Source organism: Sutterella seckii, assembly GCF_009183815.1.
Lineage (GTDB): Bacteria > Pseudomonadota > Gammaproteobacteria > Burkholderiales > Burkholderiaceae_F > Sutterella > Sutterella seckii.
Genome location: NZ_WEHX01000005.1, coordinates 18,390 through 31,171, shown reverse-complemented (window position 1 = coordinate 31,171; position 12,782 = coordinate 18,390). Strand labels below are relative to the sequence as shown.

The window sequence follows — 12,782 nt, the reverse complement described above, 5'->3', positions numbered from 1 at the left end:
GCATGCTCCATCTACTCAAGGGATTTTCCTGAGGAGCAATCTACTCAAAAGTCCCTAGAATGAATATCGGATCAATTCCTCCTTCCGGCTCGCTCCGAGCCGGCAAGGCGTGCGTCGACATCGGACGCTTCCGAGGGGCTGTATTGGAATGACCGCCGAAAGCTTTGTGCCGGCCGTCATTGCTAATGCAAGCATGCCGCGTCCGAATGTTGTTCCAGCCCGCGATGTCTGAAGACACCGCGGGCTTTTTTTCGCCGGGTCGGCCCGCAGCATGATTTTTCTACGCATAAATACGAATGCTGCTGAGCCTTCGGAAATGCCTTCAACATTCCCTTACATTTGCGAAGACGATTGACGGCCGTCAATGAGACGTCATCTCGCCTTCATCCCGTCGTCATGAAGGCCCCTCTGAATGCGGGCTGCCGCCGCCCTCCGGCACGCCTTATTGAGGCGAATGCGCGCAATGACGCTGCAAAGGGGAAAAGAGAAAGGAGCTTCCGTGCGCCTCCTGGAGGCTCCAGTGTCTCCCGGAACAAACTTCAGATTGAGGAGCCTTCAGGTTCCCGTGAGCCCGGGCGAAGCCGCGGCAGACCAGCGCTTTGAAGCCTGCCGCTCCAGAAAATGGATATGAAAAAGGCTGACGACGTCCCTTTTTTCCGTCGTCAGCCTTTTCTCGATGCAGCCAATTTGTAATGACGCGGGACCAACCACATCACTTTCTTGCGTTTGAGGAGCAACACATGACTTTGTTTTATTCGCTGCGGAACTAAAGTTACGCTCTTTGCCCCGTCCACGCAAACCCTAACCGTCTTTCCGCGACTCGCCCTATAACGGTGCAATTTCAGGGTTAACCATTAATCATAAAACACATCCTAAGATCTAAATTCATAGAAAAATACGTATTTATTCGTATATATTGCGAACCTGTCGGCCGGCTTCGACGCTTCGCCCTGAAGCCCGGGCTGAAGCGCATTCATTCCCCTTCATCCATCTGCATGAAAGCCTCTCAGGCGAGCGCGGCGGTGCTTCTCACGGGCCGGCACCGATACAATTCGAAGTACGTCTGACCACGCAAACCGCTGCCCGGGTTTGCCTTTTTTCCTTCACGGGCGCGGCTGAGCCTGCAGAACCTCAATTTCCTCCGCCACCCGAATTCCACCAAACAAATGAACACCATGTCTCGTCAAGAAGAAGGCCTTGAGCGCATCCGCGATCTGGATGTGCTCTCCACAATTCCCGAGATGCTCGCCCTCCAGGTTGAAAAGCGTCCGACTGCCATTGGCTGGAAGTCCTGGGATGCGAAGAAGAAGGCTTGGCGCGACTGGACCTTCCGCGAGGCATACGACGAAGTGGAGCGCTGGCGTCACGCGCTCGCCGGCATGGGGCTTGAACGCGGGGCGCGCGTGGCGATGCTGCTCCCCAACTGCATGGAGGCGGTGCTCTTCGACCAGTCGGTCCTTGCGAACGCCCTCACGCCCGTGCCGCTTCACGCCATCGATACGCCGAAATCCTCGGCCTACATCCTCAACGACTCGGGCGCCGAGGTTCTCGTCACCAACAAGAAGCTCAAGTGGCGACAGATCCGCGAATCCGGAGAGCTCCCGAATCTGAAGCTCGTCGTCATTACGGATGATGAATTCTGCGACGATCCGGATGCCGCCATTCCGACGATGTCGCTCGAGACGTGGCTCAAAAAGACGCCTGAAGCGCCGCTTCCCCCGGGACCGCGCTCAACCGACCTTGCCGCCCTCGTCTATACCTCGGGCACTACCGGGAGCCCCAAGGGCGTCATGCTCACGCACCGGAACGTTCTCTCTAACCTCCGGGGCGTTCTGCTGAGCCTTCAGCCCTGGAGCGGCGAAACGCTCCTTTCCTTCCTCCCGCTCTCGCACACCTTCGAGCGAACGGCGTCCTACTACCTCGCCGTGGGCTGCGGGCTCACGCTCGCCTTCAACCGCTCGATTGCAAACCTTGCCGACGATCTGAAGACCATCCGCCCGAGCATTCTGATGTCGGTGCCCCGCGTCTACGACATGATCTACGGGAAGCTGCGCGACGGGCTCGCGAAGCAGCCCAAATACGTGCAGTACCTCTTCGACTGGGCGGTCGAAGTGGGCTGGCGCCGCGTCTGCCGCGAGAACAACCTCCCCATTGAACCCTCGGGCCGCGCCTGGCTCGATCCCTTCGTCGCCGGGTTCCTCGACCGCAAGGTGGGCAAAAAGCTCCGCGCGGTCTTCGGCGACAACATTCACCTCTATATTTCCGGCGGCGCCGCGCTCAATCCCGCCGTCGCCCGCGTCTTCCTCGCGCTCGGGGTCCCCATCTATCAGGGCTACGGCATGACGGAAACGAGCCCGATCATTGCGGTGAACCGCATTGGAAGCAACCACCCGACCACGGTGGGACCGAAGCTCGACAATATTGAAGTGCGCCTCTCGCCCGAGGGCGAACTGCAGGTGCGCGGTCCCTCGGTCATGCAGGGCTACTGGCACCGCGAGGACGCAACGAAGGCGATTCTTTCCGACGAAGGGTGGCTCTCCACCGGCGACGTGGCGGAAATCTACGAAGACGGACACATCCGCATCACGGGGCGCATCAAGGAAATCATCGTGACCTCCTCGGGCGAAAAAGTGCCGCCCGCGGACCTTGAAGCTGCAATTGAATGCGACCGGCTCTTCTCGCAGACGATGGCAGTGGGCGACGACCGTCCCTGCATCGGCCTCGTCGCCGTCGTGAATCCCGACGAATGGAAGCGCCTTGCCGAAAGCCTCGGGCTCGATCCTGAGGACGAAAAGTCGCTCGCCTCGCGCGAAGCCACTCAGGCGGCGCTGCGCCGCATCAAGGCCGCTTCGGCGGGCTTCCCCAACTACGGCGTTCCGCGCGTCGTCACGCTCCTGCGCGACCCGTGGACGATCGAAAACGGCCTTCTCACGCCGACCCTCAAGATCAAGCGCGCCCAGATCGTGCGCCGCTACGGCGACAGGATCGACGCCATGTATGAAGCCATTGCTCCGAAGAAGAAGGCCTGACCGCACAAAAAATGCTTGATAGAGATCTTCCGACGGGGAGCCCCGTCACCATCCCACAGTACCTCGCGCGCACCGTGCGGGAGATGCCGGAGCGCGAAGCCTTCCGTCAGTTCGACTACGCGGAAAACCGCTGGATTTCCGTCACCTGGCGCGAATTCTGCCAGTCCGTGATGCGCTGGCGGCGCGCCTTTCATGCGGCGGGACTGCGCCCGGGAGACCGGGCGGCAATGCTCCTCACGAATTCCATCGACGCCGTGACCTTCGATCAGGCGGCGCTCGCGGCAGGCCTCGTGCCGGTTCCGCTTCACGCGATCGATACGCCGGGGTCCTCCTCCTACATCCTCCGCGATTCGGGAAGCCGCATTCTCGTGACGACTTCGAGAGCGCGCTGGAACGCCATTCATGCCGTTTCCGGGAAGCTTCCCGACCTCATGGAGGTCGTCCTCATCAACGACCTCGGAGACGAGGAAGAGGACGGCGTGCGCGTGTCGGGTCTTGAAACCTGGCTCGCCCGCGGGAACGGCATTCCCGACGACGCCCTGCCCGAGGGACCTAAGGCCGAAAGCCTCGCAGGCTTCATCTACACCTCCGGCACCACCGGACGGCCGAAGGGCGTCATGCTGACCCACGCCAATCTGGTTGCAAACGTGAAGCAGATTTCCGGACGCATTGAGGTCACGCCCGACGACGTCTACCTTTCGTTCCTTCCTTTCTCGCATACGTTTGAGCGCACGGTCGCACACTACGTCGCCCTCGCGCACGGGGCCTCCATGGCCTTCGCCCGCTCGGTCGCCCATATCGAAGCCGACCTTGCGGAAGTGCGCCCGACCCTGATGTGCACAGTGCCGCGCGTTCTCGAGCGCATCTACCAGAAGCTGCAGCTTGAGCTCTCGAAAGCGTCCGAGCACGATCAGTACATCGCCGCCTGGGCGGCCGAAGCCGGCTGGCGGCGCTTCTGCCGCGAGAACGGCCTTCCCGTGGAGCCTTCGGAGCGCGCGCAGCTCGATGAGACTGTGCTTCCGACCCTTGACGAGGATGTCGGCGTCAAGGTGCGCGCCGTCTTTGGCGGCCGCATGAAGGCGATCTTTGCGGGGGGCGCGAGCCTTTCCGCGACCGTTGCCCGCTACTTCTGCGCGATGGGGCTTCCCATTCGCCAGGTCTACGGCCTCACGGAAACAAGTCCCATCATTTCCTTTACCGCAGACCGCATGAACCACCCCGACTGCGTGGGCTGGCCTGTGGAGGATACGGAAGTAAGGCTCGGCGAACACGACGAGCTCCAGGTCCGCGGTCCCCAGGTCATGCAGGGCTACTGGCAGCGTCCGGCCGATACCGCCCGGGCCTTCACCGAGGACGGGTGGTTCCGCACCGGCGACCAGGCGGACCTTTCCGACGGCGGGCGCGTGCGCATCCGCGGGCGTCTCAAAGAAATCATCGTGACCTCCACGGGCGAAAAGATCGCGCCGGTGGATCTCGAATTCGCCATTCAGAACGACCCGCTTTTCGAGCAGGTCTTCGTCTACGGCGAAAACCGCCCCTTCATCAGCGCGCTCATCGTCGTGCAGCCCGAGCTCTGGCAGTCGCTCTGCCGGGAAATGGAGCTCGATCCCGAGGATCCAGCCACGCTCACGGACAGGAGCATGACGAGGCTCCTTCTGAAGCGCGTGCGCGCCGCGGCGAAGGACTTCCCTTCCTACGGCATTCCGCGCTCGATTGCCGTCGTGCGCGAACCCTTCACGATTGAAAACGGCCTCCTCACGCCGACCATGAAGCCGCGCAGAAAGGAAATCTTTGCCCGCTGGGGACACCTGATTGAAGCCATCTATGCGGGACACCCCGCAGCGTGATCCGCAAGGTATACCGCTCGTTTCGCCGCATACCCGGCCTATCTTCTCAAGCGCTCCGCACGCCATTCCCGGCATGCGGAGCGTTTTGCTTCAAAGCCGAGAAAAAAACTTTCGGCCGGACCACACGGAGAAGTAAAAAATCATTAGACTGCGTGCGCAAACCAATCTCGGATTTTCCTTCCCTGCCGCTCCGGTGCTTTTTCCGCACAGGCGGCATGCATCAAGAGGGGAGGAACATTCAGCCCGCGGGGAACGCCCGTTCCCTCCCGGCGCAGACTGAATTCAATTACGTGCCGTACTCCGGATTCCGCAGAGCAGAAAGCCTCTGCAGGGTTCGACCGGTGTATTTTTTTTTGCACTCAGAGGTTGTTATGCGACTCCTTCAGACGGCTTACACGTTCGACGACGTTCTGCTCGTTCCCGCCTACTCGGAAATCCTCCCGCGCGACACGCAGCTTCAGACGAAGCTCACCCGCGGTCTTTCGATCAACATTCCGATGGTTTCCGCCGCCATGGACACGGTGACGGAAGCGAAGCTCGCGATCGCCCTCGCTCAGGAAGGCGGCATCGGCTTCATTCACAAGAACATGACCGCCGACCAGCAGGCCGCTGAAGTCGCCAAGGTGAAGCGCCACGAAGCCGGCGTCGTTGCCGAACCGATCACGATCGGCCCCGACATGCTCGTCGGCGACGTGATTGCGCTCGCCCGCGAACACCGCATTTCCGGCCTTCCGGTCGTTGCCGAAGACGGCTCCGTCCTCGGCATGGTCACGAACCGCGACCTGCGCTTTGAAACCCGCATGAGCGTTCCCGTCCGCGAAGTCATGACGCCGCGCGAACGCCTCGTCACGGTTCACGAAGGCGCGTCGCTCGAGGAAGCGAAGGAACTCATGCACCAGCACCGCCTCGAACGCGTGCTCGTCGTTACGAAGGACTTCCACCTCGCCGGCCTCATGACGGTGAAGGACATCACGAAGGCGACCGACCATCCGTTCGCCGCCAAGGACGCCAAGGGCAAGCTCCTCGCGGGCGCTGCCGTTTCCGTCGGCCAGGGCACGGAAGAACGCGTTGAGAAGCTCGTCGACGCCGGCGTCGACGTGATCGTCGTCGATACGGCTCACGGCCACTCGAAGGGCGTTCTCGACCGCGTCAAGTGGGTGAAGACCCATTACCCGGATCTGCAGGTGATCGGCGGCAACATCGCCACCGGCGAAGCCGCTCTCGCCCTCGTCGAGCACGGCGCTGACGGCGTCAAGGTCGGCATCGGCCCGGGCTCGATCTGCACGACCCGCATTGTGGCCGGCGTCGGCGTTCCCCAGATCACCGCCATCAGCAACGTCGCCGAAGCCCTTCAGGGCACGGACGTTCCCTGCATCGCCGACGGCGGCATCCGCTTCTCGGGCGACATCGCCAAGGCGATCGCCGCGGGCGCGAGCTCCGTCATGATGGGCGGCATGTTCGCCGGCACGGAAGAAGCTCCGGGCGAAGTGATCCTCTACCAGGGCCGCTCCTACAAGTCCTACCGCGGCATGGGCTCGCTCGGCGCCATGGGCAAGGGCTCGGCCGACCGCTACTTCCAGGACAACAACCAGGGCAACATCGACAAGTTCGTGCCGGAAGGCATCGAAGGCATGGTTCCCTACAAGGGATCCATCTCCGCGATCATCTATCAGATGATCGGCGGTCTGCGCTCCTCGATGGGCTACTGCGGCTGCCGCACGATCGAAGAAATGCGCACCCGCGCCCGCTTCGTTCAGATCACCGCCGGCGGCCTGCGTGAATCGCACGTCCACGACGTGAAGATCACGAAGGAAGCCCCGAACTATCGTCAGGCCAACTGATAAAGCATCAGAACGGGATGCTCCCTCCTGCGGAGCCTCCCGATCCGGAGCAGAAAACGTCAAGGCGCCCGAACCCCCGAAGAAATCCGGGCGCGGGCGCCTTTTCATTTTGTTATAGTCTCGCCCGAATCTTCTTTAAGAGCGCTCTGCATTCCGCCAGGCGCTCTCAGGAAGAGACGAATACTTTTTCCCGAACTGCAGCGTACCCATGCAAACCTCTCACGACCGCATTCTGATTCTCGACTTCGGCAGCCAGGTGACCCAGCTCATCGCCCGCCGCGTGCGCGAAGCCCACGTCTACTGCGAAGTTCACCCGAACGATGTTTCGGCGGACTTCATCCGCGAGTTCGCCCCGAAGGGCATCATCCTCTCGGGCTCGCACATGAGCGCCTATGAGGAAAGCAACGACCAGGCGAGCCAGGCCGTCTTTGAAGCGGGCGTTCCCGTTCTCGGCATCTGCTACGGCATGCAGACGATGGCCCAGCAGCTCGGCGGCAAGGTCGAAAGCGGCACGAAGCGCGAATTCGGCTACGCTGAAGTGCGCGCCCGCAACCACACGAAGCTCCTCGAGGGGATTGAGGACTTCCGTACGGAATCGGGCGAAGGCATGCTGAAGGTCTGGATGTCGCACGGCGACAAGGTCACTGAGCTTCCTCCCGGCTTCAAGGTGATGTGCTCGACCCCGTCCTGCCCGATCGCCGGCATGTGCGACGAGGAGCGGGGCTTCTACGCCGTGCAGTTCCACCCGGAAGTCACGCATACCGTTCAGGGTCGCCAGATCCTCAACCGCTTCGTTCTCGACATCTGCAAGTGCCGTCCCGACTGGGTGATGGGCAATTACGTTGCCGAAGCCGTTGAAACCATCCGCCGCGAAGTGGGCGACGAGGAAGTGATTCTCGGCCTCTCGGGCGGCGTCGACAGCTCCGTCGCTGCGGCCCTCATTCACCGCGCCATCGGCCGCCGCCTCACCTGCGTCTTCGTCGACAACGGCCTCCTTCGCAAGGGCGAACGCGAACAGGTTCGCGAAACCTTTGAAAAGAACATGGGCCTCAAGCTCATCGTGGTCGATGCCGTCGACCGCTTCATGAATGCGCTCGCGGGCGTCTCCGACCCCGAGCAGAAGCGCAAGATCATCGGCCGCGAATTCGTGAACGTCTTCCAGGCTGAAGCCGAAAAGATCAAGAATGCCCGCTGGCTCGCCCAGGGCACGATTTATCCGGACGTGATTGAATCGGCCGGCGCGAAGACGAAGAAGGCGAAGGTGATCAAGAGCCACCACAATGTGGGCGGCCTTCCCGAGACGCTTCACTTGAAGCTTCTTGAGCCGCTTCGCAGCCTCTTCAAGGACGAAGTGCGCGAACTCGGCATCGAGCTTGGTCTCCCCGCTGAAATGGTCTACCGTCATCCCTTCCCCGGACCGGGCCTCGGCGTGCGCATCTTGGGCGAAGTGAAGCGCGAATACGCGGATCTTCTGCGCGAAGCCGATGCGATCTTCATCGAGGAACTCCGCAAGGCCGGCCTCTACGACAAGGTGAGCCAGGCGTTCGTCGTCTTCCTCCCCGTCAAGTCCGTGGGCGTCATGGGCGACGGCCGCACCTACGAATGGGTGGTGTCGCTGCGCTCGGTCCAGACCTCCGACTTCATGACGGCCAAGTGGAGCGAGCTCCCCTACGAGCTTCTCGGCACCGTTTCGAACCGGATCATCAACGAAGTCCGCGGCATCAACCGCGTGGTCTACGACGTGAGCGGCAAACCCCCTGCCACGATTGAATGGGAATAACCTCTCCCGGAAATCCTCGTCTTCAGCAGCCTGAGATCCCGCATTTCGGCTGCTGAGAGATCGAAAAGAAGGCAGTCCGCATCCAGACGGACTGCCTTTCTTTTTTGCTCAGTGCTCCCGCCTCTGCCGCCGGAATTTCCGGGCAGCGCTCAAAAAATCGGCGCCTTCCCCGCGCGAAGCAGGGAAAGCGCCGATCAGGCTCTGCGATTCTTCAGGTTTCAGTCAAGCGACCTGATGCTGCCCGAGAGCTGAGCGAGCTTCATCGCAACTTCCGCCGCCTTCTCGAGCGACTTCACGGGAATGCATTCGTAGATCCCGTGGAAGTTCATTCCGCCCGTAAAGACGTTCGGGCAGGGAAGACCGCGAACGGAAAGACGCGCGCCGTCGGTGCCCCCGCGAATCGGCTCCTCGATCGGGTCAAGCCCTGCCGCACGATAGGCTTCGCGTGCGATTTCAAGAACCTTGGGCGCCCGATCGAGGTAGGGACGCATGTTCTGGTAGCTGTCCTTGATTTCAAGCTTCGCCTTCGCCTGCGGATAGAGCGCATTCATCTTTTCGACGAGACCGGCGAGAAGCGTCTTCTTGGCTTCATAGAGCGCCGTATCGTGGTCGCGGATGAGAATCCTGATCTTCGTCGCAACGACGTTCCCCTGCATCATATTGGGGTGGAGAAACCCTTCATGGCCGGCCGTGCATTCCGGGCTCATCTCTGCGGGGAGCATTTCCATGAATTTCGCCGCGTAGCGCAGCGAATTCACCATCTTGTCCTTCGCCAGCCCCGGATGAACGCCCACGCCCTCGATCGTCACCATGGCCGTGCCGCCGTTGAAGTTTTCGCTCTCAAGCGTCCCCACTTCGCCGCCGTCAAACGTATAGGCATACTTGGCGCCGAAGTGCCCGATGTCGAAGTTTTCCGTGCCGCGCGCCACTTCCTCGTCAGGCGTGAAGCCGATCGCAAGGCGTGCATGCGGAATTTCCGGGTGCGCCGCAATTTCAGCGGCCATCGTCATGATGGCGGCGACGCCCACCTTGTCGTCGGCGCCGAGAAGCGTCGTTCCGTCCGTGAAGATGATGTCTTCGCCCGCGTACTTCGTGATCTCAGGGAAGTCGGCCGCCCTGAAGACGATGTTCTTTTGCGCATTGAGAACGACGTCTCCGCCCTCATAGCGCAGGATCTGCGGCTTTACGTTTTCGCCCGAAGCGTCAGGCGACGTATCCATATGCGCGATGAAGCCGATCGAGGGACAGGCCTCGCACCCCTTCGACGCGGGAATTTCGGCGTAGACGACGCCGCCATTGCCCACACGGGCATTTTCGAGACCGAAGGACTTCAATTCCTCAACCAGAGCTTCGGCGAGCTTCAGCTGCTTCGTCGTGGAAGGAGCCGTGCTGCTCTCACGTGCAGACTGCGTATCGAAGCTCACGTAGCGAAGGAATCGCGATTGAACCGTGTCCGTCATGATGATTTTCTTTTGCCTTTGAATGCTGTTTGAGAATTCATCTTTCCTGAGAGACAAGTACTTCAGGACCGGCGCCCGAGCGCTTCCGAAAACTCGAACCGTCAGGGAAAGTCACAAAAAATCCCGGCGCTCCGGAGATCAGTTCGAAGCGCCGGTTCTGTCAGAGAGAAGCGCTGAGGGTTCTATCAGGCTTTAGAAGTAGTAGGAAAGGCCGGCAACGGTGCTGAGCGAATCAGGCTTCACCTTCTTGCCGTCGTACTTGTATTCGCCTTCCGTGTAGCCGATGCCCGTATAGACGCGCGTGCTCTTCGAAAGGTTGTACTGATAGCCCAGGCCGGCGAACCAGGCCGTGGCCTTCACCTTTTCGTCGAACTCATCGGTTTCCGCCTTGAGGGCGCCGACGGAGGCGAGAACCTTGCCGCCCGCGAGCGGAGCGTCAAAGCCCACGATGCCGCTGTAGCCTTCGAGTTCATCGTATGCGGCCGTAATGCCGAAAGTGGTCTTCATCGCATCGCTGTTCCAGCCCTGCGTGCTGAGCGCATTGGCATTGCCGAAGCAGTGAGCAGCCGCATAGACGGTCATGAAGCCGAAGTTGTAGTTGCCGCCCAGGGTGACGCGCCACATGTCTTCCGGATTCTTTGCCTTATGGTCGCCGGTCTCCAGGTTCGAAAGCGTGCCTTCGTTCATGCCTTCATAAAGGAGAACCGTGCTGAGGGCGCCCACGGTGTAGGTTGCGCCGATGCCCATGTAGCGGTCGGTACCGGCCTTGTTTTCATAGTCGTTCGTACCCATCGCGTAGGCGGCCGTCACCTGGAAGCCCGCCATATTGGGGCTGCGGTACGTGAGGATGTTGTCGCGGCGGGAGGGATCGATCTTCGCAAAGACGATGCCCTGATTGCCGATGCTGCCCATGCCCGTGCCGAAGGGGTTGATGCCGCCCAGGAGATTGAAGCTCCCGCCGTCAGTGCCGAGGATCGCGGAGCGGCCGGCAGAGATCGTGCCGAAGGGGCCGACGAGCTGCAGGGTGGCTTCGCGGTCGAAAATCGTATTGGCCGTGCTCAGGGCGCCCGTATCGGTCTTGTAGCCGTTTTCGAGCACGAACTTCACCTGGTAGCCGTTCCCGAGGTCTTCGCTGCCGCGAAGGCCGAAGCGGCTCGCCGTGCCGACGCCGGAGTCGAGCGTGAATTTGTCGGTTGCGTCGCCGACGCCCGGATCCGTGTGTTCATAGACGAGGCCCGCGTCAATGCGGCCGTAGATCTGAACATCAGCGGCGGAAGCCTGAGAAGCCATGCCGAAAGTGAGGGCGGCAACCGCAGCGGCGAGAGCGATGTTGAGCTGTTTCATCGTTTTGTTTCCTGGATTTCACGGAGATGCCGGGCCTCGAAGGAAAAGCGCCGGATCTGAAATCCACCCTGCATTCCCCGGGAGGCGCTTCAAGACAACTCCATTTAGTGGTGGTCAAGAAGTCAGGGGATGTATTTTGAAATTGACTGCTTTCTTCGCCATTCATCGCGCAAAAAGCGTCTGACGCCATCCCCGGCATTGCTGCCGGTCCCCTGTATTCAGACGTCAGATGCCGAATGTATTTCGGTTTCTAGGTACTTTGCTATACGTGAAAACCAGACGTACTTTGACGACGAAACTGCCCATTTCTGCCGCACGCAGTCGGGATTGATCAATTCTTCAGCAGATTCAATGCGATATGAATTTACCTTTGATGACGACGCCTCAGGACGTTTTCGGGATGGCTGCTGTGCATTTTTCTCACACCAACAAAAAAGGACGCCTAGCGGCGTCCTTTTTTGGTGTTCAGACGGAAAGTCGGGATTACTTCATTGCGCCCGGAAGAATCAGCGTACGAACGTCAACCTTCTTTTCCATCATGCCGTTTTCAAGGAGGAAGGCCTGATCGGTTTCAAGGCTCTTCACATCGGCTTCGGTGAGGACGTCGTAGAAGCCCGACCAGTCGTAGAGCTTCTCGGCATCAGCCATGCTGATTCCCTGCTCCTTGGCGCCCATGGCAAGGGCCTCAGCCTTATGGGCTTTGATCCAGGCAAGCGCGGCGCGGTTCGTGGCCACGACCTTCTCATAAGCTTCCGGATACTGTTGAGCAAATGCGCGGCGAACCGTCATGACGAGGTTCGGAGAAACGTAGCCCTCGCAGGTGGCAATCGTCTTCGCGCCCGCGGCATTGGCCTTGATGATGAGGCCCGCGGCGACGAGACCCGCATCAACCTGACCGGAGACCACGGCAGTCATGGCCTTGCCCGGATCCATGTTGACGAAGTCGACATCAGAGATCTTCATGCCTTCCTTCAGAAGCGCGGCAACGAGGAGCTGATGGAGCACCGTGCCCTTGGGGCCGGCGACCTTTTTTCCCTTCAGATCCTTCACGGAATAATTCGTGCCGGGCTTGCCGATAAGGGCGAAGATCTTCTGCGGGTGAGCGACGCCCGAGGCAATGGCGATCGGGTTGCCGGCGCCGGCAGCCATCAGAACGCTCGCCGTATTCATCACGGCGGAGAAGTCGAGGTCGCCCGAAGCCATCGCCTGGCCCTGGACGGCGCCCGAATTGATGACGCGCCACTTGATCGAGACGCCGTCAGCCTTGAAGGCATCCTCGAGCATGCCGCGCTCCTTCATCACGATGTTCTGAAGGTTGAAGGGCGACTTCACGTAGGTAATGGAGATGCTCTCGGGCATCGTGGCGGCGGAAAGCGCCGTGCTGAGCGTAATGGCGAGCGCGGCAATAAAGGACTTGAATTTCATTTTGTGCTTGAAGCCAAAAAAATTTCTGAAGAGCGCACGAAAAAGCGGCGCCAATA

7 protein-coding genes are annotated in these 12,782 nt (G+C 60.6%); 4 read left to right on the top strand and 3 right to left on the bottom strand.

Going from position 1 to position 12,782, the window contains the following annotated elements; genetic code table 11:
* The first annotated feature begins 1,175 nt into the window (after positions 1 to 1,175).
* From GBM95_RS02090 to guaA, 4 genes are all read left to right on the top strand, one after another.
* Positions 1,176 to 3,029, top strand: a complete 1,854-nt coding sequence (locus GBM95_RS02090; RefSeq protein ID WP_374046797.1) for an AMP-dependent synthetase/ligase — start codon at positions 1,176 to 1,178, stop codon at positions 3,027 to 3,029.
* Between the two features lie 11 nt (positions 3,030 to 3,040).
* The gene (locus tag GBM95_RS02085) at positions 3,041 to 4,876 is read left to right on the top strand and encodes an AMP-dependent synthetase/ligase (RefSeq protein WP_152157561.1); all 1,836 of its coding nucleotides are present in this window, start codon (positions 3,041 to 3,043) and stop codon (positions 4,874 to 4,876) included.
* 371 nt (positions 4,877 to 5,247) lie between these two features.
* Positions 5,248 to 6,717 (top strand): IMP dehydrogenase, encoded by a 1,470-nt coding sequence (gene guaB / locus GBM95_RS02080; RefSeq protein WP_152157560.1) that lies wholly within the window; start codon positions 5,248 to 5,250, stop codon positions 6,715 to 6,717.
* A gap of 208 nt (positions 6,718 to 6,925) precedes the next feature.
* On the top strand, positions 6,926 to 8,497 hold the full coding sequence (guaA, locus tag GBM95_RS02075; protein ID WP_152157559.1) for a glutamine-hydrolyzing GMP synthase: 1,572 nt from the start codon (positions 6,926 to 6,928) through the stop codon (positions 8,495 to 8,497).
* 218 nt (positions 8,498 to 8,715) lie between these two features.
* Here guaA and pepT read toward each other — a convergent pair whose 3' ends face one another.
* The 3 genes from pepT to GBM95_RS02060 form a co-directional block, all read right to left on the bottom strand.
* Entirely contained in the window at positions 8,716 to 9,957 is a 1,242-nt protein-coding gene (gene pepT, locus GBM95_RS02070) for a peptidase T (RefSeq protein WP_152157558.1), read from the bottom strand.
* Between the two features lie 192 nt (positions 9,958 to 10,149).
* Positions 10,150 to 11,301: a porin gene (locus GBM95_RS02065; protein WP_152157557.1), complete on the bottom strand. Its 1,152-nt coding sequence runs from the start codon at positions 11,299 to 11,301 to the stop codon at positions 10,150 to 10,152.
* A gap of 483 nt (positions 11,302 to 11,784) precedes the next feature.
* Positions 11,785 to 12,726 (bottom strand): ABC transporter substrate-binding protein, encoded by a 942-nt coding sequence (locus tag GBM95_RS02060; RefSeq protein WP_152157556.1) that lies wholly within the window; start codon positions 12,724 to 12,726, stop codon positions 11,785 to 11,787.
* Between the last annotated feature and the right edge of the window lie 56 nt (positions 12,727 to 12,782).